Consider the following 24,449-nt stretch of genomic DNA (forward strand, 5'->3'; position numbering starts at 1 on the left):
ATAAGATATATTAGTTTGTTTTCCGTAATACTCAAAGCGAGGTCAGAGCGTTCATGACAGACCGGAGCTGCAGCCTGCCAGGTGATCGTCTGTTAAGCTTGATTTGGCGATTATCTTGTGTCAGCTTAACGTCGGGCATTTCCTGGTGTATAGGAAGTATCCTCTTTTTCATTGACCGGTGGGCGTGTGAAAAAAAGGTAGTATTAAAACTCCTTATCTGCTGTAGATTCGATCGGAAAACAATAGCGCAGATTACGGATAAATTCAGTCAGATTCGAGCTGGTCAGGAGCCATTGCGCGGCGCTGTCCGAAACAAGGTGCGCCTGTTCACCATGGATGAAAACAGTCAGATCAGGGAAATCAGATCTGAGTTGTATCAGCATATTGCGAATGGAAAAAGCATGGTGCCGGTCATAAAGAGAGACAGCAAGATACTTGGCATCTTTTCTGTGGATCAACTCAGTGATCATATCTATCTCAGCATGATCACTGAGGTAATAAGTTTTCCAACCATTGATTTTCAGAAGATCATTGACCATTCTCATTTGCAGGAATTCATTCTCGGCATTCAAATCCGCAACAACGATTTTGCCCATCACCGGATCAAGATCCCGGGCAATTCTGAGCATCTTCCAACTGAGCAGCCTCATAAGAGTCGTCGTTGCGATCAGAAGATCGGAACGATGGTAATGTGCCGCTCTAAAATCTGAACGAATCTCATCCTGTGCTTTTTCAAACAGATCAATGAAAATGTCTTCAATTCTTTTACCGTCTGATAAGTGATCCATGTATTTCATTGCTTTTAAAGGATTGCCGTCAATGATGAATCCGATGAAATCTTTCCATGCCTGTCTTTGCTGTATTTCAACATGGCTGTTGTCCCATCCGCTCACCTTTTTAATCGTCACCGATAAGTCACTGGGAAGCTGGATCACACGGTCCGTGATCTGCAGCCTGACTTTTGGGAGAATATCCGCTCCATTGGGATTGGCGATGACTGTCCCCATTTTATTATTCGACAGTAACACCTGTGTCGCCGGCGGGTAAATGTGCAAAAAATTAATAAAGCTGAAGCTGGTTTGAAGATCAAAATGCTGTGGATGAATGCATGAAGACAGGATGTTCTGCAGAGCTTTGGTTGCATGCATTGGATCCCGATAAGACCTTTTCAGCGTCAAAGCTGAATAAACATCGGCAATCATCATGAATATCAGATCGCTGTCTTTCTCACAAAGAATCATTTTATCCGGATAGCCTGATCCATCCATCCGTTCATGATGTGACCGGACAATCCTGCAAGTCTCCTTTGGAAAACCTAATTTTTCCAAAAGAGCGAATCCATCTGCAGCATGCCGGGTGATTCGAATATATTCCCGTTCGGTCAACTTGCTTTTTTTTAAAAGAATGGATCGCGGGATACAAAGCTTCCCTATATCATGGAGGAGACAGCCAAGCATGAAACCGTCAGGGAATTTCTCATGGGAATTCCGGTTGAAAAGGCTGCAAAAAAACAAACACATCAATAGAATGAATGTAGCAGACGGGATCCCACTGCTTCAGGCTGTCCATAAGCAGGCGGACGGCTGGATTTGAAAAAAAATGAAGATATATTGAACGCAGCCACTGATAAGAAGACTCGGAATGGAGAATGTGGCCGCAACGCAATTCATTAGCGATGGGTTTCATATCATTCTGAAATCTTTCTTTTAATGTCCTTAATTTATTTGAAGAAATATGCCGGTCATCCCAGTCCTGATATAAAAGGGCAGAATCGCTGTTTACAGCGACTTCGCCAATGTCCAGTTCCAGAAGATTGTAAATGAGTGCCGGAGTAACGTATGTTCCGGCCTGGAAAAGCACGCCTGAATTTATATAGATATCTCTGGCCAGAATATCGCCGTCGGCCAGATTCTCCGTTTTCACGATCTTCGCCATATTTGCTGCTCACCCCCAGCCCGATTTACCTGCTGAACTCATTGAATAATGTACTTTTCAGTTCAAAATAGAAAAGAGCAAAATCTGAAAGTAGATCTGCTGTGAACTTCATATAGCAAACGATTCGATAAGAAGAGCACCCGCCAAAAGAAGCGATACGCCAAAAATCGACACCGGTTACAATCCTCATTTTACCAATTGTGATAAAAAAGTGAAAGTAAATAAGCATGTTCGATCTTGATGGCGTCGTGGAAACGATGATAAAAATAGGCAGACATCAGATAAATCAAGAGATTACAAACATTAGTATCTTGTGCAAATCAGTTTTCATTATCTCTTTTGGCATTGTTCTATTCAACTTCTTTATCAATGAGCCGATAATATTTAAGTAGAGTAATAGAGCTGAAAGGGTTGACTTACATGGACGTTGCAACAGTTATCGGCTTGTTTCTCGGCGTATTGTCCTTAATTATCGGTTTTACGCTGGAAGGGGGAACGCTGGGCGCACTGCTTCAGGTGACTGCGCTATTGATTGTACTCGGTGGCACGGCGGGAGCGGTCGTTGTCAGTTTCCCTGGGAAAACGCTGAAAAAAATACCTTTTATTATAAAATATGCTTTTGTAAAGCCCAAAGCGGATCCTGGGGAGACGATTGAGAAACTGATTGGTCTTGCCAACGTATCCAGGCGCGAAGGTTTGCTGGCTCTTGAAGGTCGTCAGGATGAATTCAGTGAGGACAAGTTTATGTCAACCGGAATTCAGATGGTTGTCGATGGGGTGGATTCCGATGTCATCGATGACATTCTCAATCGGGATATCGAATTGTATGAACAGAAGATTCTGTCAATAGGCAGAATGTTTGAAGCAGCCGGCGGGTTTTCCCCAACTATGGGTATTATCGGGACGGTCATGGGGTTGGTACATGTGCTGGGTAACCTAAGCAGTCCGAGTTCCCTTGGTCCATCCATTGCGGTGGCATTTATTGCCACACTGTATGGTGTTGCCGGAGCCAATGTTATTTATCTACCGATCTTTAACAAAATAAAGGCCAATCTCCAGCAGGATGTGCTGATCAGACAGATCAAGGCGGAAGGTATTTTATCAGTGCAGTACGGAGAAAATACGATGATTTTGCGTCAGAAACTTTTCGCGTTTTTAAGCCCGGAAGAACGGTTGAAAGCTGAAGAGAGGCTGGGCGTATCAAACGATCAGAGCGGATCGGAATTTGCCGGAGGCCAATACCAAGAGGTTGGCAGCCATGAATGATCCGCGGAAAAAGCGCCGTTTGAAAAAAATTGAAGAGCATGACGATTCAAACAGGTGGATGATCACCTATTCCGATCTGATCACTCTGCTTCTTGTTTTTTTTATTGTCATGTTTTCAATGAGCACGATTGAGAATCAGCAGTTTAATGCACTAGTTTCCTCACTCAAAATATCTTTTCAGGGGAACTCCATTCTCAAGGGAATGGGCTACCTAAGCGCTAACAAGGGTCAGACAGCGCCGGCAGTCCCGGCAGTCCCAACGGTCAAAACAAGTAATCTGACAAATAAAGAAAAGAATAAGGATGCTAAAAAGCTTGATGCGCTCTATGTCAAGCTTGATCAATACATAAAAACAAATCATCTCAGCCCGGAAGTTTCGCTGGTCGAAACGCCAAGAGGAGTGCAGCTGACTTTTCGCGAAAAAATTCTTTTTGATCTGGGGAGCGCAGATTTAAAACAGAATGCGGGTCCGGTGCTGAAAAAAATCGGAGGTATGCTGGGCGGCGTGCCGAACGATATCAGTGTCGCAGGGTACACAGACAATACGCCATACGCTAATAGTCATTCGGCGATCCATTCCAACTGGGAGCTCTCCGGAATGCGCGCTCAAAACGTAATGAATTTTTTGATCAGCTCCGATCATTTGGCACCGCAAAGGTTTCATTTTGTCGGTTATGGCGAATATCACCCGGTCGTTAAAAATGATACACCGGATCACAAAGCGATGAATCGCCGTGTTACCATTGTTATCCTCAGGGAAAACAATGGAATTCTGGACGAGTGATCCAAGAATTTGTTACGGGGGATTGACTGACCCTCGAATAAATTTTATGGTGAACTTTGCCTTTTTTTGAACTTTCTGTGCTAAAATCATAATCAGTAGATGTATTATGATTTTGAGGGTGAAATTTTGAAAAAATTTTGGCTGGTTGTCGCAATAATTGTGTGTATTACAGCGGTTCTTGGTGGAAAAATCTATTGGGATCACAAAATCGGACAGATTTCGTCATCAAGCCGGCTTCAGACAGGCGCGGAGTCAATTTCAGGCAATGCGGCTGATTTTTCAGGGGTCGGATCAGATCGTGCGTTCAGTCAGCAAATCACCAAATTGCCCAAGTCCCTTCAAAAGACTGCAGCGCTGGCATTTAAAAATAACGGACAAGTTCAGATTGTCATGGTAGGCAGTGATAATGTACAGGCACTTGCTTTGCTTCTGCAGCACCAGCTTGACCAGACATTCGGTTCTCTCTTTTTTAAAGTGACTGCTGTCGATGTTGGACAAATGACTTCACTTGATCTCAATCAGGTAAAAGTCGAAAACTTATTTCAGAATTTAAGTGCGAAGCCGGATGGTGTAATTTTTACACCGCTGCTTTATAATGATGATCATAAAGTCAGCTCTGCTGATACGCAAACAGTAACCGGTTTATTTGAAGAAAAGGTCAGAATTAGCTATCCGAAGGCCGCTTTCTTTATTTCTCTTCCTGACTATTCCTCTGTTGCACTCTACATGAATAGCCGCATTGACAGCCTCAGTTCTTATATCACTGATCAGAAGATGTCAAATCTCGATTATTTGTCACAGTGGCCAAAGGGATCGCAGCGTAAGAACGTGGTAAGTTCCGATGGGCATACAATGAACAGCTCCGGTCAGAACATCTGGATTAATTATATGATTAAGCAGTGGGGTTTAAAAAAATAGAGCTCTCTTTAAATAGAATGTAATAGCGGAGGCAGTTTCATCATTTGATAATGAAACTGCCTCTGATTTTTATTTGCGAAATTTTTCTGCCAACGTCCAGACACGCGCGACATTTTCACCGGTTCGGATCAAATTCTCCCGGGCTGACCGCAGCGCCTCTTTGAGTGGAATGGCACCGGATACAATCGAGAAAAATGCATCGATGCCATGATCGTATACGGCACCGCACCCCTCTGCCAGCGAACCGGCAAACGCAATTACCGGAATGTGCTGGTTCTTCGCAGCTCGCGCGACACCGACGGGTGCTTTTCCGTAAATAGTCTGGCCGTCAATCTTTCCTTCGCCGGTAATTACAAGCGAAGCGTGATGCATTTTTTCCTCAAGTTTTGTTTCTTTTATTACCAGATTGATCCCTGGAAGGAGAGTACCTTGGAGGAAACAGAGTGCCCCGGCACCGAGTCCGCCCGCTGCCCCGGCACCGGGCACATCGTCAATTAATCGATTCAAATCACGCTTCACAATCTCGGCATAATGTTTAAGGCCGCGATCAAGCAGTGCGACATCTTCAGGGGACGCCCCCTTCTGCGGGCCGAAAACGGTGGAGGCTCCACGTTTGCCCGTCAGCGGGTTTGTGACATCTGTGGCGATTTCAAAGGTTGTTTCGGCAATCCGCGGGTCATAATCTGTCATGTCGATGGTTTCAAGATCACGCAGCGCAGCGCCTCCACGACCGATTGCATGGCCGTGCTTATCAAGCAGCCTGGCGCCGAGGGCCTGTGCCATACCGCAGCCGCCGTCATTGGTTGCGCTGCCTCCCAGTCCCAGAAGAATATGGCGGGCCCCGCGGTCGAGAGCCGCGCGGATCAGTTCACCGACTCCATAAGTCGTGGCTTTCATGGGATTGCGCTTTTCCGGTGGAACGTATTCCAGACCCGCGGCTGCAGCCATTTCAATCACAGCCGTTTTCCCGTTACCAAGAAGGCCGAAGAAACCAGAAACGCGCTGTCCCAATGGACCACACACTTCCTGATTAATCCGTGTGCCTCTGGTCGCATCAATCAGGGACTGGACCGTTCCTTCACCGCCGTCTGCCATCGGAACAAGAACAAATTCAGCTTCCGGCCAGACCTTTTCTAATCCTTTTTGTATGGCTTCAGCCGCCTCAAGCGCACTCAACGATTCTTTAAATGAGTCGGGTGCGATCACAATTTTCATTTTCTCAGTATGCATTTATATTCATCCTTTGAAGTTACTCTATTTATAATGTATGACCTGCAGCAATAGAGACACAATTCTTCTTATCTATCATACCGTTAAAAAATTTCCCGGGCAATAACTGACGATTAATGAAAAATTATGGCGATTGGTGCGGAATAGTTTTATAGAAAACAGTGATTACATCCTGATAAGAGGTGAATCTGCGTTTGTCGAGGTGCTCTTTCATTTGAGAGAGTTTGAACTTCTGGACTAGCTGCTGATTGGCCAGAAAAGGACAAAAAACAGTCGGGAAATTCTGAAAACCTCGATCACGGCGCATGGTCCAATAAAAAAAGCCGTACTTCGAATCGGAGCACGACTGATCTTCCAATATTATTTTGACAAAATCGATTCGATCCGCTCAAGAGTTTCCGAACCCAGCCCGATGTCTGCAGCTTTGGCGTTGTCAACAATCTGCGCCGGTTTGCTTGCACCGACCACCGTACTGGCGACGTTGTCCTGGCGAAGAATCCAGGCGAGTGCAAGCTGAGCCATGCTGACATCCAGTTCGATAGCTATCTTTTTAAGTTCAGCCACTTTTTTCAGATTATTCTCGGTCAGGAATCTCTGTATGCCGCCTTTTTGTTCAGCGGCCCGGCTGCCCGCCGGCAAATCGTCAATGGAAGTATACTTTCCGGTCAGTACACCTTGAGCGAGCGGCGACCAGCAAACCTGGCTGACACCATGTGCGGTGCTCGCTGGAATGACTTCGTTCTCAATACTGCGGTAAAGCATGCTGTACTGTGACTGGTTGGCAACAAAATGATTGAGCAATTTTTCATCGGCGATGTGTGCGGCTTCCGTAATCTGGGCAGCCGTCCATTCGCTGACTCCGATGTAGTTGACTTTACCTTGATGGATCAGATCATCGAAGGCACGCAGCGTTTCTTCAATCGGTGTTTCCGAATCGAAGCGGTGGCAGTAATAGAGATCGATATAATCGACATCCAGCCGCTTCAGGCTTGCCTCGGCCTGCTCCATGATATGTTTTCGAGAGAGACCGTGATCATTCGGACCATCACCCATTGGGAAGAAGACCTTCGTGGAAAGGACGATCGATTCGCGTGGAAACGACTTGATCGCTTTGCCAACGACTTTTTCGGCTTCTCCGCGCATATAGACGTTTGCTGTATCAAAGAAATTAATGCCCAGATCATAAGCTTTGAGGATCGTATTCACCGCGTTTTCGTTGGCAACATAACCACCGTATGTCAGCCAGCTTCCGAGACTCACCGTACTGACTTTCATGCCTGTATTTCCGAGATGACGATATTTCATCAAAAAGCCTCCTCGTATTCTAATAATACCTGCACAAAAAGCGAAGGAAGACTTCAGCGCCATAGCAGCATGTCCTTCGCTTAGTACTCATCACCTGACATTTTTATTATTCTCAGCCATGTAGCTTTCAATTTCATCCGTTGTTCTCGGCAGCCCTTTTGTCAGAACTTCATAGCCATTTTCAGTAACGAGAACATCATCCTCAATGCGCACGCCGATACTTTCTTCCGGTATATAAAGCCCTGGTTCGTTCGTAATCACTTCACCGGGAACAAGTTTGATTTCCCGATAATTGCCGACATCGTGTGTATCAAGCCCGAGAGAGTGGCTGACATGATGGAAGTAATACTTCCGCAATTCTTCCGGCCTGCTGATCAATCCGATATTCAGCAATTCTTCAGTAAAAAATCTGATTGTAAAATCATTCAGGTCTTCAAAAGGGACACCCGGCTTAACCATTTTTGTGACCGCCTCGTTGCAGCGGAGCACGATATCATAGATCGTTTTCTGCCGCGGCGTGAATTTGCCGTTGACCGGGAAAGTATAGCTAATGTCACCGTTGTAATATTGATACTGGGCCCCCAGATCCAGCAGCACGAGGCTGCCGTCCGCAGCGGTGCCGGTATTTGCCGAATAATGAAGCACAGTGCCGTTATAGCCGCTTGCCAATATGGTTGGAAAAGCAAATTCGGTGACACCGCGGCTTTTCAGGACAAAGTTGAAATAGGCTTCAAGCTCGTATTCTTTCATGCCCGCTTTCGCATTGGAAAGCACGTTTTTGATACCTTCAGCCGTGATTTTACCGGCTGCCCGAATAAGTTCAATTTCCTCAGGTGATTTAACCACACGAAAATTACTAAGCACGGGGTAGAGATTGTGGATTAAAAGATAGGGATATGTGACGGCGGCTTTAGCTGCGAATTTGTTGGCTGGTTTAGCCGGAAATTCCCACGATTTGGCTTCCAGATCCATATACAGATGTTTGTAAACCCGGCCGTCAAACTGTCCGCGGATAAAACTGTCCAGTGTGTCCAGCAGCTCGACGGCTTCAATACCGGAAGCATCCTGAGCTTCATTTGGAGTGATTGTTTCACCATACCATCTGGCCATCCACGGATCGGCGCGCTGAATGAAGAGCGTCTCGGTCACTTTACCACCGAATTTTGCGGCAACAAAAACAACTTTTGGTTCGGTAATGCCCGTTAAGTAGTAAAAATTGCGGTTCGGATAAAATGGATAGCTTTCGTCAGCTGACTGGTGCGCCGCTTCACCGGCAAACAGGATCGTCAGCGACTGATCTTCAAGCGTTTCATAAAGTTTGCTGCGATTGCGAATAAAAAAACTTTTATCCATAAAGATCCTTCTTTCGTGATGTTGTCGTCCCCATATATTCTAACATTATACGAACAGGAAGTAGCAGATTGTTCACGCAAAATGGTCGTTTTCCAGGCGAGCAGTTTGTGTCAGGCACACGGGTTAAAAACTTATTTGCCGCGGTGGACTTTCATTCGGATCACGGTTATAAAAAACTGTAGATGACCGACAACATTACGTTTCCACATCCGTCTTGGCTCAAGGATCATCCGGAACAGCCACTCAAGATTCATCCTGCGCATCAGTTTGGGCGCCCTTGGTTTCATGCCCGAAGCAAAGTCAATATAGCCGCCGCCGGCTATTCGGAGCAGGGGGGAGAGTTTTTGATCGTTGCTGTCAATGAATTTTTCCTGCAGCGGCATTCCCATTCCAACGAGCAGTACCTTTGCACCTGATCGGTTGATGGCTTGCACCATATTTGATGCGGATCTGAAATAGCCATGGTGATACCCGGCAACAATCAGTTTTGTGAAATCCTGACTGATTCGGGCTGCCGCTGCTTTGACTGCAGGTTTTGAAGCGCCCAGCAGGAAAACCGGCCAGCCTGCTTTCTCGCATCTTTTTAATAGGGAAGGAATCAGATCAGTCCCATTCAAATTTTCTTTAATATCAATATCCCAGATTTTAGCGCCCAATTTTATTCCGATTCCGTCGTTCAGCAAATAATCCGCCCGGTTCAAAGCACGCAAATAGTCCGGATCCTTCTGGGCAATGTTGAAGCCATGATCGTTGAGAAAATATAAGTTCACCTTCTTATGACCTGCTAATTTCTCCGTACAGGTGTCGATGACCTCTCTCTGGGAATTAAAAATGTTCATATATATATTGCCGATCAATTTTTTGCCGGGCAAAAAAAATCCCTCTCTTCAACGCTGGTTCTTTTATTATAACACGTCCGCTTTGCCAGGTATTCCAACATTCTGGTGGCTTGACACAACCGATGGAACATCGGAATTTTTCCTCATTACGGCAGTTGAAAAGTCAAAAATTTACCGATATTCATCCACTGAAATAAGAGTATCGTAAACTCATATTAATGTTAAATATGATAGATTGAGAAATTGTTAAGAAATTAGTGGCATCGTCTTTACAATGTGTTATAATTTCCCTTGAATAAAGGGGGAGTTTTATAGAATTGTATTTTCATTGTTCCCTGAGTGTATGGCGCTTAAAGCTGTGCAATGAACTGATTAATACAAAGGCGGTCTGAAGAAATGGTCTATGTGACTTTTTTCATTTGTTTTCTTGCTGCGGCAGGATTGACACCCCTGGTTAAAAAGCTGGCTGTTCGTGTTGGTGCAACGGATGTCCCGAACGCTCGCAAAGTACACACAAAAATCATGCCAAGGCTTGGCGGCCTGGCTTTCTACCTGGCATTTGTTCTCGGCATGCTGATTCTTCGTCCCGATAGCAGCTATACAATGCCGCTTCTGATCGGAAGTGTGATTATCATCATTACCGGCATTCTTGATGATATTTTTACACTTTCTCCAAGGGTAAAGATTATTGGCCATATTATTGCTGCACTGGTGATTGTTCAAGGCGGAATCAGTGTTGCTTTTATCAATCTGCCATTTAATGGTGTCCTTTATCTGCACTGGTTAAGCATTCCTTTGACCATGCTCTGGATCATAGGCATCACGAACGCTATCAACCTGATTGATGGACTGGATGGTCTGGCGGCAGGTGTATCGAGCATTGTACTGTTGACCATTGCGGGGCTGGGGCTGACGGAAAGCAATATGTTTGTATTCGCTGTCAGCACGGTGATGCTTGGAAGTACGCTGGGTTTTCTGCCCTACAATTTCCACCCGGCAAAAATTTTCATGGGCGATACGGGAAGCAATTTTCTTGGATATGTAATATCGGTACTTGCGCTGCTTGGTTTCAAAAACGTCACACTGTTCTCACTCGTTGTGCCGATTGTGATTCTGGCTGTGCCGATTTCTGATACGTTGTTTGCAATTGTCCGCAGGCTGGTTAACAGGCAGCCTTTAACTGCGCCGGACAGATCGCATCTGCACCATTGTCTGCTGCGGTTCGGCTTTACCCAGGGTCAAACGGTCGTGCTCATCTATGGTATGAGCGCTCTATTTGCACTGGCTGCAATTCTGCTTTCAACGTCAACACTGCTTGGTTCGCTGCTTATCATTATTGGCGTGATGTTGGTGATCGAGCTTGTTGTGGAGGGTGTCGGTCTTGTGAGCGCCACCTACAAACCACTGCTGAATACGTACAAGCGCATTGTCAGTTTTGGCGGGAGAGTCAAATAAAATTGCTTTAATAGATGGAGTCCACTGGAAAAGTCGGCGGAGTGATTCACTGCTTATTATTCGTCTGTATTTCAAGAGGCCTTTAGTCATTTCTATTGAAGCAATTGATCCGGGATCTGAGATTGGGTTCCGGTTTTTTGTGCGCCATAATTTAGATTCAAATAAAGTGACCAAGCCTTCGCTAATGTTCAAAAAGTTTGGCTAAAATATGAACCAAACTGAATGTGGAGGAAAAGTTGGGTCGAATAGCTTACTGAAAAATACTGCTCGCTGTTCACGGTTCCCCAGCTGGCTGCTGAAGATAAAGTTCTTCCAGCTTTTCAGAGCCGGCGCGTCCATTCGTCAGATCGTTGACCCAATTCAGAAAAAATTTACTTTCTTCCTGTCTGGTATAAATCTCGTAGAAAACTCTGTCCATATATTGAATATTTTTAATGATGTAAGGCGATTCACGAAGCTTGTTGTCGAAAGTGCCGCTCAGGTGATAATCAACAGAGATTTGCCAATGATCGGCCGGTACCTGATCGACCACTTCTGCGGCGGCTAGACCGATACCGGCAGCGTGGGCATAAGCCCGGATCAGACCACCTGCGCCCAGTTTGATGCCGCCAAAATAGCGGGTTACGATGACCAGCACATTGCATACTTTTCTCCGTTTCAAGACCTCTAGAATTGGAACGCCGGCTGTCCCGGTGGGCTCTCCGTCATCACTCGCTTTCTGAACTTCCTGCTTCTTGCCAAGAATGTAAGCGAAACAATGGTGATTGGCTTTCCAGTCTTCTTTGCGCTTGGCCTGGATCACGTTTTCAGCAGCGGCCTCGTCGGCAACCGGACAGACACTGGCTATGAAACGGGATTTTCGGATTTCGAATTCTGATACTCCAGCTTTTCTGACAGTCCGGTATGGTAAAAGTTCCAAGAAAATCAGCTCCATTCAACAGCGGTCAATGAGTCAAATACTGAATCTATTTTAACAGAAATGACCGCTTCGGCCACATAATTCGAAAACTATAGACGAATATATTATATAATATAGAAAAACTGGGGAGATTCGCCTTTAAGTACAGCCATAGTTCAATTAGCGTTGCTCAGTATTTTTATATCTAAAGAAAATTAAACCTTTTCCTGTAAAAAAAATCTGCCATTTTCGGGCAAAGCATGATTCAATCTACTAAATGTTCCGGATTGGTATCTTTTTCAATTGCATCAGGTTTACAAAAACTCATAAAATGGGAATAGAAAGAGAAAAGGAATTGGTTCTTTTGCACTAGTGAGAGATAGGCATAAGGTGTCTAGTAACAGTTGTCCCGTTCGGCTACAGTGAGTATGGAGGGAAAATATGTCAGTCGGCAATTCGAATGTAACGTCGCTTGATGAAAAGCATCTTGACAAGATTATCAACAGCATGATTGAAAATGTCAGCGATAGCAAAAGTCAGATTTTTGACATCGGCGAAGAGTCAAGAAAAGAATTTGATGCTCTGACAAAGGAACTTCATCTGGTGAAACATGAACTGACTGGCATTATTGAGCGCAGCGACAAGCTGGAAACTGATGCCAGAAAATCGAGGGGCCATCTGGCTGAAATCAGCAGGGCGTTTGATAAGTATGGAGAGCAAGACATTCGTACAGCTTATGAGCAGGCGAATGTGATCCAGAATGATTTGTCAATCGTCCGCCAGATGGAGAAACAAATGAAGGCCAGAAGAAATGAGCTTGAACGCCGACTGGTCCAGCTTAAATCAACAATCCAGAAAGCGGAAAATCTGGTTGGGCAGGTAACAGTTGTGCTCAATTATTTGAACAGTGATTTGAAACAGGTGGGGGAAGTGGTGGCAAGTGCTCGGGAGCAGCGCGCGCTCGGGCTGAAAATCATCGAGGCACTGGAGGAAGAAAGAAAGCGCTTGTCCCGGGAAATCCATGACGGACCGGCGCAGACGCTGGCCCAAGTGTTGCTTGGCTTGGACGTTGTGGAACGTGTCGGTAAGCGGGAAGGGGACGAGGCCGCGCGACACGAACTGCAGAAATATCGGGTCATGGTTCAGGATGCATTGGCTGAGGTCAGAAGGATTATTTATGATTTGCGGCCAATGAGCCTCGATGATCTGGGGCTGGTGCCGACACTTCAGAAATATTTTCACCGTCTGGACAGCGACTTTTCGTCCATCAGTATCAGTTTTAAAAGTCTGGGCGAAGAGAAACGCTTTCAATCGCGGATCGAGGCCGCGCTGTTCCGGCTGATTCAGGAAGCCGTTCAAAACGCCTGCATCCATGCGGATCCGTCTCATATCCGCATTCGCATGGATTTCAGAAAAGACGAGGTCGTTATCCTTGTGAAGGATGACGGCGCAGGTTTTGATCAGTCCGTTAAAAAAGAGGGGAGCTACGGATTGATTGGCATGAAAGAGCGCGCCGATCTTCTGAACGGTACGTTGACGATCAATTCCAAACCGGGCCACGGCACTGTTATTCTAGCCGATATCCCACTTCAGCCAGGAGATATACTGGATTCATAAAATATATTTAATATTTAGTAAAAATAATATCGGATGCCTGCGTGTCCCGCGCATCATCTTTATTTATGATCGATAAAAAGAGAGGTGAGTCTACTGCTGCAATTCGGGACGCACAGATCAGGAACAAATTGAAAACATACTTTAGTTAAGGAAAACGGTCATTATTTTTAACTATTGCTGAATCGGCAGTGTTCAGTTTACAGTGTCGTGCCGCGACTTTGTAAAATTCGGCGGCAGCCTGATTTTTAATGAATGATGATTTGTGTTTCTGCAGCAGGATACCGTGACAAATGTTCGACCTAAAATTACAACGATTGCATTAATTGACGACCACCGCCTGTTTCGTGAAGGTGTTAAAAGAATACTTGATATGGAACCCGACTTTGAGGTGGTTGCCGAGGGAGATGACGGCAGTACAGCTGAAAAACTCATCGAAGAAACGAATCCGGATGTCGTGCTGATGGACATCAACATGCCGAAACTGAATGGTGTCGAGGCAACGCGGCAGTTGATCAGGAATCATGCGGGATTAAAGGTAATTATCCTGTCGATTCACGATGACGAAAGTTACGTAACACATGTGTTAAAATCTGGCGCGCTGGGCTATCTGCTCAAAGAAATGGATGCCGACTCAATGATTGAGGCAGTACGGATTGTTGCGCAGGGCGGCGCCTATATCCATCCCAAGGTCACACACAATCTGGTCAACGAGTTCCGCCGCCTGGCTTCGCAGGGCTATAGCAGCGAGCCGTCGGGATTTCGCGACCTTGAGTATCGCCCGCCGCTCCATATTTTGACACATCGGGAATGTGAAGTACTGCAGCTGATGGCTGACGGCAAGAGCAACCGGTCGATTGGCGAGCAACTTTATATTAGCGAAAAAACCGTTAAAAACCATGTCAGCAACATTCTGCAGAAAATGAATGTAGACGACCGTACACAGGCCGTCGTCCTTGCAATCAAGAATGGCTGGGTCAAAATTAATTAATTGGTTGGTTATAAGCTTTCAGAAAAAGAACTTTTTTTCGCGGTCTGCGAGGAAAAGTTCTTTTTTGATGGATGACAGAAGCCGCCGGCAAAGAGCCAGATTCACCATAAATTTTCCGCAAAAAGAAGGACTGTGTGGCTTGAGCAGAGAAATAATAAAGGTCACATAAAAATAAACCTCAATATTAAACCGTTTTGTTTTTGCCTCCCTGCTTTTTTGCCTATCCCAATTTAATTTTGTCGTCTGATTTATTATCAATGAACTGTTTCTGCATTCTTCCACCGACTCAAACCCCGAAAGAAGGCCTGTCCATGATGCTTTTATCTCGCCAAGTCCCGGCAAGTGCGCATTTCAGCAAAGAATTGCAGCAATTTTTATATGGCAGAGAATATCCACTCGAAGAAATACCCTTTCCGGAGCACGTTATCCGAAATCATGCCAAAGCAGGATGGGTGACACTGCGAAACGGGATTGATAGGTCCGATGATGGTTTCTTTTCATCGATTACCGGCAGAAAAAAGTGGACGTGCCGGCGCTGCGGCAATACGGATTCCACAGCCTTTGCTTCCTGTTCTTGCGGCCGCTGCGGCAGGGAGTGCATCTACTGCCGCCACTGCCTCAACATGGGCATTATTCGTTCCTGCACGAAGCTGGCAATGTGGAGCGGCCCGGCACCTGACCATGCCGTTCCACAAATCACGCAGACAGAAAGGCTGTGCACGTGGGCTGGGAAGCTGTCGCCGGAACAGGCAAATGCTGCAGCGAAGCTGGATACGGCTTTATCTGCCGGAGAATCATTTCTCATCTGGGCAGTCACCGGCTCCGGCAAAACCGAGCTCCTTTTTCCGGCTATTGAACACGCACTTCTGCGCGGTGATATCGTTGTGCTGGCTACACCGCGCACGGACGTTGTGCGGGAACTGTATCCAAGAATGAAAGCCGCTTTTCCGAAAGTGCCGATCAGTGCACTGTACGGCGGGAGCAGGGAGCGGCTGCCTGCCGCGCCGCTCGTCATTGCGACAACGCATCAGCTGGTCCGGTTTCACTGCTACTTTGACCGTGTTTTTATTGATGAAGTAGATGCCTTCCCTTTTCATTTTGATCCGATGCTGGCTTATGCTGTCGGAAAAGCTGCTAGGCAAGGTGCCCCTGTTGCGTATCTCAGTGCCACACCTCCTGCTAATCTGAAAAATGATTTTCAGTCCGGAAAACTGTGTGGGGTCAAAATAGCCCGCCGCTATCATGGCTATCCGCTGCCTGTGCCGCAATACCGGTGGGCGGGCGATTGGCTGCAGTCAGTCAGGAAGGGCGTCCTGCCGCATGCTTTTCTCGAATGGATCCGTGAAAAAAATGCAGCGGCCAGACCGCTTTTTTGCTTTGTCCCTTCAGTCGCACTTTCCAGAAATGTGACGGAACTGCTTCAGAAAGAAGGTTTTGCTTCTGTCGCCGGCGTACATGCTCAGGACCCGGACCGGCATGAAAAAGTTTCCTCATTTCGCGAGGGGAAGATCCATATTCTGGTCACTACGACTATTTTGGAACGAGGGGTGACGATTCCCGGCGCGGAGGCGGCCGTTTTCGGGGCAGATGATCCTGTATTCGATGAGCGTGCGCTCGTCCAGATTTCAGGACGGGTGGGCCGTTCGGCCGACTGCCCGGACGGAGATATTCTCTTTTTTCACAACGGAAAAACGCTTGAGATGGTACGGGCACGTCACCATATTGAAAAAATGAACAAGGAGGGTGGATTTTGAATGGGCTGAAGTGCTTGATATGCGGGGCTGACCGGCGGGAGCCGCTTACTTTCCGGACACTGTTGTCACCCGAAACACCGCCGGGTTTCTGCCGGCCCTGCCGGGAAAAAATGGCACATATTATCCCTGGAGACAGCTGCAGGCTCTGCGGACGTGATCTTGGACTGCTTGACGGGAAGTTCATCCGCGACTCAGTATGCAGCGATTGCGTGCGCTGGGAAGAGGGCAACAAAAACGGCTGTTACGACCGGAATTTTGCTCTGTTTAGTTATAACAACTGGATGAAGGAAGTTATCACGACCTATAAATTCCGGGGTGATGCGGCGATTGCCGAAGGTTTCAGAGCCGATTTCCGAACCGCGGGCAGGAAAATTATCGGAAAGGATCCGCAATCCCGCTGGAAACGTATTAAAGAAGGAAAATGGGGTGCACGTGAGGACTGGGCCATTGTGCCGATTCCGATTAGCGTAACTCGTTTAAAAGAACGTGGGTTCAACCAGGCGGAGATTTTGGCAGAAATGATTGGTGAACCTTTAGTCCCGGCATTGATCCGCCAGGGCGATGAACGTAAACAAAGCAAAAAGGGCCGCCGAGAGCGCCTAGTATCGAACAATAATCCCTTCATCCTGGATGAAACGCATGTATCTTTGGTTCATGGAAAGCAAGTCCTGCTCGTTGACGATATTTATACAACAGGCGCGACGCTTCGGCGGGCTGCGGAGGCACTCAAGAAGGCGGTTCCACGGCGCGTTGTCTCTCTAACACTGGCTCATGGATGAGATAGCAAGTCCTGCCTGATCTGGGTAGGAAAAAGAAGGACACAGATGAAAGTACTGTCCTTCTTTTTGATGTTTTCCATTTTAAAGGATAGGAAATCTCGTGTAGGAGATTGCCTGTCCGCCCATCTGTTTCCACGCCTGAATAAAATCCTGCCTGTTTGCTTGTTCGTTTTTACTGCCCAGCGGATCGTTAAAATAAACAGTGTTCCGGTCAAAGCCGGTAATCAGAACAGCATGCTCCAGATGTGTAATTCGCACGGATCCGGAATCCGTGTGCCAGGTTTCGAAATCGCTGTCCGGAAGTGGCTTGAAAGTAACGTTAATGATCACGACAACCGGTCTTCCGTCATCAACACTGTCGGAGACGGCGCTGAATGGTTTGCCCGTCAGATCTTCAATGCGGAACGGCAGAAACTTTTGGGCCAGATCAGCCAGTGGCTGATGATAGACACCATAGCCGGGACTGTCCATCTGATACATACTGCCGACGAACCCCTCTTCCGGATTTCCATAATGTCCTTTCTGTTTGTATGGTACTTTTTTAAGCTTTTCCGCCAGCTCCATTTTATTCGTTTTCACGCCGGCCTGTTCCAGCATCATTGCCAGTGCTGTTACTTCACAGCCACGCGGCAGTTCAGGATTCTGGCTGATCTGCGGTGCCTGAATCAAGACATGGGTCGTGCTTTCTTTTGGACGGTCAGTGACTCGGACCACTTTTTCACCGGTTTGTTGCAGGTCACTTTCTGTGCTGGAGAAAAATGTGGTGATTGCTTTTATCATTGAAGGGCGGCCGGTTCTGACGAGATGATCATTATAATACGAGCCGGCAATCACTGCAGTCAGCATTAGATCAAGTACAAAAAAACCGACGAGCCAATGTTTGTTGAAAAGATGCAAAACGAAATCTCCTTCCAGATTGTATCGGAATTTATATCCAATTTCACTGAAATGTTTCATGCGTTTATTTTGTACCCAGGCGACAAAGTCAACCAGATTTTTTATCCGGTACTTAAGCATTTTACCATGAAACAGGAGGTAATCAGCCGAAAAAAGAATGTTGAATGTGACGAACAGCCTAAAATTAATAATAAAACAGGCCGATAAATAATTACAGAATGTCGGGAACCATTATTTTGTTTATAATTAAGAAAGCAGTCAAAAAGGAGGGTTCGCTGTGGCAGAACTTGCAAATTGTAAAAGCTGCGGCCGGCTGTTTGTGCGGGTATCATCACCGTATTGTCCGGAATGCCTGAAAGAACAAAATAAAAAATTTGATGTTGTTTACAATTATATACGCCAGCAGGAGCACCGGATGGCTTCGGTTCCCCAGGTACATGACGCGACCGGGGTCGAAACGGAATTGATTTATCAGTGGGTACGGGAAGGAAGGCTGGTGACGACCATGTTTCCAAACCTCGGGTACCCGTGTAAATCCTGCGGCAAGGTGATTAACGAGGGCGTGCTGTGCGACGATTGCCGGAATAAAATCAAGGGGGAACTGCACAGGGAAGATCTTGAAGAAGAGGCCCGATTGAATGCCAATCGCAGGAAAACGTACCACACCTAATTCGATCGATACTATTGTCTCAATACATTACTGCGCTAAACTTTAAGTGATCTAATCCGATATTATATATAGAGTGATCGACATTTATCTTGCAACATATCTCAGATGGAGAATAGTGGACTGCCGGATATAAATAGAATCTCAACAGAAAAGGAGTGAGACAGATATGAAAATAGACGGATATCAGCCCGTTCAGCCTTATGCGAACTATAGTCAGCCTAAATCGGCAGATCAGCCGCAAAACGTCACAGCAAAGAGCGACAAGGTTGAAATTTCTTCCGCGGCAAAACGACTGCAGGGTGCTCAGAAGTTTGAAGATGCCCGGAGCGAAAAAGTGCAGCAAATCAAGTCCCAGGTTAACGCAGGAACTTATAATGTTTCTTCCGAGGATATCGCAAAAAAAGTGTATGCTTACTGGAATAATTTTTGATGAACCACTGGGCTTCTATTCATTCAGTCAGGAGGCGTGAAGGTGCCGGTCGAAATGATGAAAGAAATCGTCAGGAAATTAGTCAGTGCTCATCAAAAGCTGTATGAAATTGCCTTGAAAAAAAAAGAAGCCATTAAGACCGGTGATGCACAGTTGGTCGGTCGACTTACGCTTCAGGAAATGCCGCTGATTGATGAAGTGCGTTCACTCGAAGATAGGAGAGCAGAACAGGTTAAAAGAGATCTGCCATTCGCAGCGGATACGCCAACTTTCAGAGAGTGGGAGGCTGCGGCGGTATCGGATGCCGAACAACCGGAGTGGCACAATCTTTATCTTGAACTGGCAAATAGTGTTCTGGTGCTGAAGCAGGCCAATCGGTTGAATCAGGATCTGCTCAGGCAATCACTTCAGTGGGTCAGACTGAGTATGAATTTGTTCCAGCCGCCAAGTCAACCGGCAAATTACGGGGATCCGCGAAGCAATCAAGTATCTGCTTCAACATACAGTTTCCGGATTGATTCCCGGGCCTGAAGAACGATTGATCAGATCATACGTTAAAGTTATACAAAAATGCGGGCTTTTCTAGACGATGTAACATAGACGGAGGTTTCAGAGAATGATTCCAATTTTTTCAACCTTGAACATGATGCAGCGGGCGCTGGAAGTGACTCAGACCGCGATTCAGACGACAGGAAACAATATATCCAATGCCAATACTCCGGGCTACTCGCGCCAGCGTGTGAACCTGTCAACATGGATTCCCTATCCTGCTACAGGCATTAATCAGCAGGGTGGAGCGGGGCAAATCGGTACCGGCGTAAATGCCGATTCTATTGTGCGGATTAATGATCAGTTTGTTAATCAGCAGGTCCGGGACAATACGAACCAGAACGGCTACTGGTCAGCCGTAAACAATGCATACAACCAGATGGAAAACATTGTGAATGAACCGTCGGACACGGGTATTTCTTCCGTACTCAATAACTTCTGGCAGTCCCTGCAGGATATGGCAAGCAATTCGGGAACAAGCGGAACTGGATCTGTCGTACTTCAGAATGGTGCGGAAGTCGCTGATACCTTCAATTATCTTTCCACTTCGCTTGGAAAAGTTCAGAGTAATCTGCAGTCACAAATTACGGAAGATACGAGCCAGATCAACAATTATGCCGATCAGATCAACTCATTGAATCAGGAGATCAATCAGGTGGAAGCTAACGGCCAGCTGCCCAACGATCTCTATGATCAGCGGGATCAACTGACACAGGAGCTGTCTCAGCTTGCCAATATCAAGGTTACCAACGTGCCGAGCAACGGCAATCCTTCACCCTTGGCAGATGGAAAATATACCATTGAGATTGTGCAGCAGGACGGCTCTTCATTTACACCTCCGGCAACTCTGGTCGATGGTACAAATTTGACGGACAATCATCTGCAGACGGCGATTGACGATACGGATCCAACAGCGCCAACGGTGAATGTGTCTGTTGTCACTACCGGTTCAACGCCGACAACCGTTTCCAATTTGACAGATGCGACGGGCACTACACCTTTTTCAGGTGAACTGCAAGGTCTCATTGATTCATATACGAAAGACTTCCCTGAGGTTTTCCAAAGCCTGAATAATATGGCAAGCACGCTGGCGGCGCAATTTAACACGGCTTATGAAAGCACGGCGGGATATAATACTGCAAAAGGCACCTTTTTTCTCGGAGATGCTTCTGGAACGTTAACTGCCTCAAATATTAACGTGAACAGTGCATTAACAGGCAGTGATGTTGTATCCAATGCGAACGGGTCACCAAGCGGTGACAATTCAGGTGCTCAGGCCATGGCCGATGTTATTGCTGTAAATACTTATCCGGTCGATGGCGCGTCAAGTAAGCCAACCACGTTGCTGAATTATCTTGAGGGGCTGGTGGGGCAGATTGGTGTTAACGCTCAATCTGCGAGCCAGTTCACTTCCAACACAAATGCACTGCTTCAGGCGGCTCAAAACCGTCAGTCGTCGATCAGCGGGGTATCGATGGATGAAGAAATGACTAATTTAATCCAGTATCAGAATACGTACAGTGCGGCAGCTAAAGTGGTTACGACTTTAGATACCATGCTTGATACGCTGATTAATAAGATGGGGGCGTAACTTATGCGCGTAACTCAGGGAATGGTGACCAATAATATTTTACAGAACATTTCTAATGGCTACGGGAAAATCGCAGATTTGCAGAACCAGCTTTCGAGCGGCAAGAAGATTACTCTTCCCTCTCAGGATCCGGTTGTTGCCATGATGGGCGTCTCTTACCGGACCGATGTCAATCATATTCAACAATATCAGACAAACGTGTCAACGGCCCAGAACTGGATGAACAGTTCGGATAGCACACTTAATCAGGTCGATTCGATTCTTCAGAACGTTCGTGATCTGGTGACGGAAGCGAGCAATGATACCTATACTTCAGGTCAGCGTGCAGATGCGGCGCAGCAAGTTGATCAGCTGACTCAGCAGCTGGTGACTCTTGGAAATACACAAGTTGGCGGACAGTATATTTTCAGTGGAAGTGATACAGCGAACCCGCTTTTGACTCAGGATCCTTCTACAGGGGCAGTAACCGTCAACAGCACAGCGCTGAACAATCCAAACCTAACTATTAATGTCAACGATGGTGTCAAGATGCCGATCAATGTAGCTCCAAATCAAGTCTTTACATCGACAATGTTTCAGGATCTGAACGATCTGAAGAACGCTCTAAACAGCTCTTCTTCGACGTCAGTCGATATCAGCGGCTTTACAAGTAAAATCGATTCGGCTTTGGATTCGGTGACTAATGCGCAGGCGGATCTTGGTGCGAGAGAGGACCGAATGACGATGATCAGCAACTGGCTCGGCACCCAGCAGACGACTGCAACGCAGATCATGGCGAATAATGAGGATGTTGATTATCCGACTGCGATTGTTAATTTGAATCAACAACAGAATGTATTTAATGCTTCACTTTCTGTCGGAGCCCGGATTATTCAGCAATCTTTGGTTAACTTTCTGCAATAAGTACAAGCAGTGCAGCTGAAATGGGCACCGTGAAAAAGTTTTTTTCACCGGAATGTTATTATTTAATGGGGCCCGGGCAGCGGACGCTCATAGTCAGGAAAGGATAGAAACAGCGCATGAAAATTCAAACAAAGTATTACGGCGAACAGGAAATTAATGAATCGGAAATTTTTTCGTTTCCTGCCGGGCTTCCAGGATTCGAAGAGAATAAACGATTTATTCTTCAGCCCTTTGGCGAAGCTTTTTCAGTTCTTCAATCTATTGATGAAATGAATGCTGCTTTTATTGTAACGTCGCCGTTCTTTTTTTTCAGTCAGTACAGTGTGGATCTGGCGGATACTTTTGTCAGTCAACTGTCAATAGAATCTGAAAAAGATGTCTCAGTTTGGGTCATTGTCAATGTCCAGAATCCTTTTACAAAATCAACCGCTAACCTTAAGGCACCGGTTATTATTAATATTTCTAAGAAACTCGGCAAACAATACATACAGGATCATTCCTCCTATTCACTCACTGAGCCGTTGGTTCAAAGAGAGAAAATGAAAAGGGAGTGATCTAATGCTTATTTTGACACGCAAACTTGGTGAATCGATCCATATTGGCGATCAGATTGAAGTCAGAATTGTCGCGATTGATGGAGATCAAATAAAACTGGGCATAAACGCTCCACGGGAAATCGATGTTCATCGGAGTGAAATTTATGAGTCGATTCAGAAAGCAAATAATCAAGCTGCATCTGAAAAATTGCCGGAAAATATTTTACGGGCGATAAAAGCAATGAAAAAGGGAAGACAGGATGAGTGAAGCTCAATTTGATATATAATTTTTTAGCCTGCATGAGTCATATCTGTGCAGGCTTTTTATACATTTAAATTGAGCGATTAATGATTTTGAAATTCAACAAATCGGCAACATTTTATTATAATTACATAAAACATATAAAATTAGTTGGAATAATGATTGACTTTTCATTCCAATTTTCATAAACTCAATATAACAGAGGTATTCTTATCAAGAGTGGTGGAGGGACCGGCCCTGTGAAGCCCGACAACCAGTCCCTGCAAAGGGGTATGGTGTCAATTCCGGCAGATGCAATCTGGAAGATAAGAATGGGAAATGAGTCAGGAAGTTCTCTCTTTAGTAAGGGGGCGGTAGCTTGACTTCTATTTTTTCAAACAGATAGCATCCTTTTTCCAAATCACCCGGTTTATTTAATTAACACTCGGCCCCATGTGTGTTGATCAGATATTTCGGATGCGATCAGGAATGAAGGAAAGTGATCACATGACGATCGATCAACTGGATGCTTTTCTGGCTGTGGTTAAGTATCAAAGCTATCGCGTGGCTTCGGAGAAGCTTTTTCTGTCGCAGCCATCGATTTCATCACGGATTCAGGCCCTTGAAAGGGAACTGGGTGCCGATCTCTTCATCCGGAGCGGCAGGGGGGTCGCTCTTTCCGAACAGGGCAGGATTCTTGTCCCCTACGCGAAACGAATGATTGGCGTATACAAGAAAGCGTGTATTGATCTGCATTCGGAATCCGGTTCCAGCTAATGAAATTCTCTAGCTGTTGACAAAAATCATATTGCACGGTAAAATTAATTCAATTAAATAAAACTTATCTAGAGTGGCGGAGGGACTGGCCCGATGAAACCCGACAACCAACACATAAAAATGTGCATGGTGTCAATTCCAGCAGAGTAAATCTGAGAGATAAGGAAAATAAGTCGAACGGCTACAGCGATTATTTTTCTCGATCTTTAGAAAAATGGTCGCTTTTCATATTTTTATTGAAAGCTGGCTGACAATTCTTATCAAGAGAGTCGGAGGGACCGGCCCGACGAAGACTCAGCAACGGGCTCTACAAGTACCGTGCTAATTCCGGAATGAAGATAAGAAGGAGTTTTTAGTATGTTGAATCAGGCGAAATACGCACAAATTGATAATTATCTGGATCTTTATCGTTTCGCAGGAGAATTGAATGACACTGAATGGCAAAATGAAATACTGGGGCTTCTAGCTGAGTTGCACCAGGATCATTCAGATTCCGAAAATCAGAAAAACCTCCAGCAGCAATTCATGGAGGTCAACCGCCAGATCTTGACACTCTATCAACGGTTGCGTTGTCATACATTGGAAGCGACGGATAAAGTGACAAACAGGCTTTATGCCCTAAAGCAGAGAAGGCTGGAGCTTGGGCGGGAGATTGATGCGCTGAAAAGTGGACATCAACAGTTTTGCCGCTGATCGCTTTTAATAGATCTTTTTTATGAGTTAAATACGAAAAA

Annotated in this window: 25 protein-coding genes and 3 riboswitches; of the genes, 17 read left to right on the plus strand and 8 right to left on the minus strand. The window is 45.9% G+C overall.

The annotated features are described in order from the left end of the window. Window positions 1–203: 203 nt before the first annotated feature. Window positions 204–1,520, minus strand: a complete 1,317-nt coding sequence (locus tag COP04_RS06005) for an HD domain-containing phosphohydrolase (RefSeq protein ID WP_338062838.1) — start codon at window positions 1,518–1,520, stop codon at window positions 204–206. Further along, a complete protein-coding gene (locus tag COP04_RS20190) occupies window positions 1,477–1,935 on the minus strand; it encodes a hypothetical protein (RefSeq protein ID WP_239984777.1) in 459 nt (152 codons plus the stop codon). The genes COP04_RS06005 and COP04_RS20190 overlap by 44 nt, the downstream gene beginning before the upstream one ends. A 420-nt stretch (window positions 1,936–2,355) precedes the next feature. Between COP04_RS20190 and COP04_RS06010 the strand changes: the two genes are divergently transcribed. The 3 genes from COP04_RS06010 (at window position 2,356) to COP04_RS06020 (ending at window position 4,903) form a co-directional block, all read left to right on the plus strand. Next, on the plus strand, window positions 2,356–3,201 hold the full coding sequence (locus COP04_RS06010) for a flagellar motor protein (protein ID WP_100487155.1): 846 nt from the start codon (window positions 2,356–2,358) through the stop codon (window positions 3,199–3,201). Beyond that, a complete protein-coding gene (locus COP04_RS06015) occupies window positions 3,194–3,985 on the plus strand; it encodes a flagellar motor protein MotB (RefSeq protein WP_100487156.1) in 792 nt (263 codons plus the stop codon). The genes COP04_RS06010 and COP04_RS06015 overlap by 8 nt, the downstream gene beginning before the upstream one ends. A gap of 126 nt (window positions 3,986–4,111) precedes the next feature. Continuing rightward, entirely contained in the window at window positions 4,112–4,903 is a 792-nt protein-coding gene (locus COP04_RS06020; protein WP_100487157.1) for a hypothetical protein, read from the plus strand. Between the two features lie 69 nt (window positions 4,904–4,972). Here COP04_RS06020 and COP04_RS06025 read toward each other — a convergent pair whose 3' ends face one another. The 4 genes from COP04_RS06025 to COP04_RS06040 all read right to left on the minus strand — a co-directional run bounded on the left by COP04_RS06025 (window position 4,973) and on the right by COP04_RS06040 (window position 9,663). Then, window positions 4,973–6,118, minus strand: a complete 1,146-nt coding sequence (locus COP04_RS06025; protein WP_100489556.1) for a glycerate kinase — start codon at window positions 6,116–6,118, stop codon at window positions 4,973–4,975. Between the two features lie 375 nt (window positions 6,119–6,493). Further along, window positions 6,494–7,438: an aldo/keto reductase family protein gene (locus COP04_RS06030; protein WP_100487158.1), complete on the minus strand. Its 945-nt coding sequence runs from the start codon at window positions 7,436–7,438 to the stop codon at window positions 6,494–6,496. 90 nt (window positions 7,439–7,528) lie between these two features. After that, window positions 7,529–8,791: an aminopeptidase P family protein gene (locus COP04_RS06035; protein ID WP_100487159.1), complete on the minus strand. Its 1,263-nt coding sequence runs from the start codon at window positions 8,789–8,791 to the stop codon at window positions 7,529–7,531. A 131-nt stretch (window positions 8,792–8,922) separates the two neighbouring features. Continuing rightward, on the minus strand, window positions 8,923–9,663 hold the full coding sequence (locus COP04_RS06040) for a WecB/TagA/CpsF family glycosyltransferase (RefSeq protein WP_239984778.1): 741 nt from the start codon (window positions 9,661–9,663) through the stop codon (window positions 8,923–8,925). Between the two features lie 363 nt (window positions 9,664–10,026). On the opposite strand from COP04_RS06040, the gene COP04_RS06045 reads away from it, so the two are divergent. Beyond that, window positions 10,027–11,085, plus strand: a complete 1,059-nt coding sequence (locus tag COP04_RS06045) for a glycosyltransferase family 4 protein (RefSeq protein WP_100487160.1) — start codon at window positions 10,027–10,029, stop codon at window positions 11,083–11,085. A gap of 274 nt (window positions 11,086–11,359) precedes the next feature. Here COP04_RS06045 and COP04_RS06050 read toward each other — a convergent pair whose 3' ends face one another. Continuing rightward, on the minus strand, window positions 11,360–12,004 hold the full coding sequence (locus tag COP04_RS06050; RefSeq protein ID WP_100487161.1) for a YigZ family protein: 645 nt from the start codon (window positions 12,002–12,004) through the stop codon (window positions 11,360–11,362). A 420-nt stretch (window positions 12,005–12,424) separates the two neighbouring features. Between COP04_RS06050 and COP04_RS06055 the strand changes: the two genes are divergently transcribed. The 4 genes from COP04_RS06055 (at window position 12,425) to COP04_RS06075 (ending at window position 17,121) form a co-directional block, all read left to right on the plus strand. Then, complete coding sequence (locus COP04_RS06055; RefSeq protein WP_100487162.1) at window positions 12,425–13,600, plus strand: sensor histidine kinase; 1,176 nt, start codon at window positions 12,425–12,427, stop codon at window positions 13,598–13,600. A gap of 283 nt (window positions 13,601–13,883) precedes the next feature. Beyond that, window positions 13,884–14,588, plus strand: a complete 705-nt coding sequence (locus COP04_RS06060) for a response regulator (protein WP_193437394.1) — start codon at window positions 13,884–13,886, stop codon at window positions 14,586–14,588. A gap of 311 nt (window positions 14,589–14,899) precedes the next feature. Next, the gene (locus COP04_RS06070; RefSeq protein ID WP_239984779.1) at window positions 14,900–16,342 is read left to right on the plus strand and encodes an ATP-dependent helicase ComFA; all 1,443 of its coding nucleotides are present in this window, start codon (window positions 14,900–14,902) and stop codon (window positions 16,340–16,342) included. Continuing rightward, window positions 16,339–17,121 (plus strand): ComF family protein, encoded by a 783-nt coding sequence (locus COP04_RS06075; RefSeq protein WP_239984780.1) that lies wholly within the window; start codon window positions 16,339–16,341, stop codon window positions 17,119–17,121. The genes COP04_RS06070 and COP04_RS06075 overlap by 4 nt, the downstream gene beginning before the upstream one ends. A gap of 81 nt (window positions 17,122–17,202) precedes the next feature. Here the strand turns inward: COP04_RS06075 and COP04_RS06080 are convergent, their stop codons facing one another. Further along, window positions 17,203–18,018: a C39 family peptidase gene (locus COP04_RS06080; RefSeq protein WP_239984781.1), complete on the minus strand. Its 816-nt coding sequence runs from the start codon at window positions 18,016–18,018 to the stop codon at window positions 17,203–17,205. A gap of 277 nt (window positions 18,019–18,295) precedes the next feature. Between COP04_RS06080 and COP04_RS06085 the strand changes: the two genes are divergently transcribed. The 9 genes from COP04_RS06085 to COP04_RS06125 all read left to right on the plus strand — a co-directional run bounded on the left by COP04_RS06085 (window position 18,296) and on the right by COP04_RS06125 (window position 24,408). Continuing rightward, a complete protein-coding gene (locus COP04_RS06085) occupies window positions 18,296–18,688 on the plus strand; it encodes a TIGR03826 family flagellar region protein (RefSeq protein WP_100487165.1) in 393 nt (130 codons plus the stop codon). Between the two features lie 166 nt (window positions 18,689–18,854). Next, entirely contained in the window at window positions 18,855–19,118 is a 264-nt protein-coding gene (flgM, locus tag COP04_RS06090) for a flagellar biosynthesis anti-sigma factor FlgM (protein WP_100487166.1), read from the plus strand. Window positions 19,119–19,160: 42 nt separating this feature from the next. Further along, entirely contained in the window at window positions 19,161–19,649 is a 489-nt protein-coding gene (locus COP04_RS06095; RefSeq protein WP_100487167.1) for a flagellar protein FlgN, read from the plus strand. A gap of 85 nt (window positions 19,650–19,734) precedes the next feature. Then, window positions 19,735–21,258 carry a flagellar hook-associated protein FlgK gene (gene flgK, locus COP04_RS06100; protein ID WP_100487168.1) on the plus strand — a complete coding sequence of 508 codons (1,524 nt, stop codon included), beginning with the start codon at window positions 19,735–19,737 and terminating at the stop codon, window positions 21,256–21,258. A 3-nt stretch (window positions 21,259–21,261) separates the two neighbouring features. Then, window positions 21,262–22,161, plus strand: coding sequence for a flagellar hook-associated protein FlgL (flgL, locus tag COP04_RS06105; protein WP_100487169.1), 900 nt, complete (start codon window positions 21,262–21,264; stop codon window positions 22,159–22,161). A 116-nt stretch (window positions 22,162–22,277) separates the two neighbouring features. Then, window positions 22,278–22,715, plus strand: a complete 438-nt coding sequence (gene fliW / locus COP04_RS06110; RefSeq protein ID WP_100487170.1) for a flagellar assembly protein FliW — start codon at window positions 22,278–22,280, stop codon at window positions 22,713–22,715. A 4-nt stretch (window positions 22,716–22,719) separates the two neighbouring features. After that, on the plus strand, window positions 22,720–22,965 hold the full coding sequence (gene csrA, locus COP04_RS06115) for a carbon storage regulator CsrA (RefSeq protein ID WP_100487171.1): 246 nt from the start codon (window positions 22,720–22,722) through the stop codon (window positions 22,963–22,965). Between the two features lie 201 nt (window positions 22,966–23,166). Next, a riboswitch (SAM riboswitch) is annotated at window positions 23,167–23,271 on the plus strand. A gap of 156 nt (window positions 23,272–23,427) precedes the next feature. Then, window positions 23,428–23,715, plus strand: coding sequence for a helix-turn-helix domain-containing protein (locus COP04_RS06120; protein WP_239984782.1), 288 nt, complete (start codon window positions 23,428–23,430; stop codon window positions 23,713–23,715). Window positions 23,716–23,776: 61 nt separating this feature from the next. Continuing rightward, a riboswitch (SAM riboswitch) is annotated at window positions 23,777–23,881 on the plus strand. An 88-nt stretch (window positions 23,882–23,969) separates the two neighbouring features. After that, a riboswitch (SAM riboswitch) is annotated at window positions 23,970–24,060 on the plus strand. Window positions 24,061–24,072: 12 nt separating this feature from the next. Next, entirely contained in the window at window positions 24,073–24,408 is a 336-nt protein-coding gene (locus tag COP04_RS06125; protein WP_100487172.1) for a hypothetical protein, read from the plus strand. Window positions 24,409–24,449: the final 41 nt, after the last annotated feature.

It is taken from the genome of Sporolactobacillus pectinivorans (assembly GCF_002802965.1).
Lineage (GTDB): Bacteria > Bacillota > Bacilli > Bacillales > Sporolactobacillaceae > Sporolactobacillus > Sporolactobacillus pectinivorans.

Bases quoted from the DNA above. Each gene is read 5' to 3' on its own strand.
- COP04_RS06005 (WP_338062838.1), bottom strand. From the start codon at position 1,520: ATGTGTTTGTTTTTTTGCAGCCTTTTCAACCGGAATTCCCATGAGAAA.
- COP04_RS20190 (WP_239984777.1), bottom strand. From the start codon at position 1,935: ATGGCGAAGATCGTGAAAACGGAGAATCTGGCCGACGGCGATATTCTG.
- COP04_RS06010 (WP_100487155.1), top strand. From the start codon at position 2,356: ATGGACGTTGCAACAGTTATCGGCTTGTTTCTCGGCGTATTGTCCTTA.
- COP04_RS06015 (WP_100487156.1), top strand. From the start codon at position 3,194: ATGAATGATCCGCGGAAAAAGCGCCGTTTGAAAAAAATTGAAGAGCAT.
- COP04_RS06025 (WP_100489556.1), bottom strand. From the start codon at position 6,118: ATGAAAATTGTGATCGCACCCGACTCATTTAAAGAATCGTTGAGTGCG.
- COP04_RS06030 (WP_100487158.1), bottom strand. From the start codon at position 7,438: ATGAAATATCGTCATCTCGGAAATACAGGCATGAAAGTCAGTACGGTG.
- COP04_RS06035 (WP_100487159.1), bottom strand. From the start codon at position 8,791: ATGGATAAAAGTTTTTTTATTCGCAATCGCAGCAAACTTTATGAAACG.
- COP04_RS06045 (WP_100487160.1), top strand. From the start codon at position 10,027: ATGGTCTATGTGACTTTTTTCATTTGTTTTCTTGCTGCGGCAGGATTG.
- COP04_RS06055 (WP_100487162.1), top strand. From the start codon at position 12,425: ATGTCAGTCGGCAATTCGAATGTAACGTCGCTTGATGAAAAGCATCTT.
- COP04_RS06070 (WP_239984779.1), top strand. From the start codon at position 14,900: ATGATGCTTTTATCTCGCCAAGTCCCGGCAAGTGCGCATTTCAGCAAA.
- flgM (WP_100487166.1), top strand. From the start codon at position 18,855: ATGAAAATAGACGGATATCAGCCCGTTCAGCCTTATGCGAACTATAGT.
- flgK (WP_100487168.1), top strand. From the start codon at position 19,735: ATGATTCCAATTTTTTCAACCTTGAACATGATGCAGCGGGCGCTGGAA.
- flgL (WP_100487169.1), top strand. From the start codon at position 21,262: ATGCGCGTAACTCAGGGAATGGTGACCAATAATATTTTACAGAACATT.
- fliW (WP_100487170.1), top strand. From the start codon at position 22,278: ATGAAAATTCAAACAAAGTATTACGGCGAACAGGAAATTAATGAATCG.
- csrA (WP_100487171.1), top strand. From the start codon at position 22,720: ATGCTTATTTTGACACGCAAACTTGGTGAATCGATCCATATTGGCGAT.
- COP04_RS06120 (WP_239984782.1), top strand. From the start codon at position 23,428: ATGAAGGAAAGTGATCACATGACGATCGATCAACTGGATGCTTTTCTG.
- COP04_RS06125 (WP_100487172.1), top strand. From the start codon at position 24,073: ATGTTGAATCAGGCGAAATACGCACAAATTGATAATTATCTGGATCTT.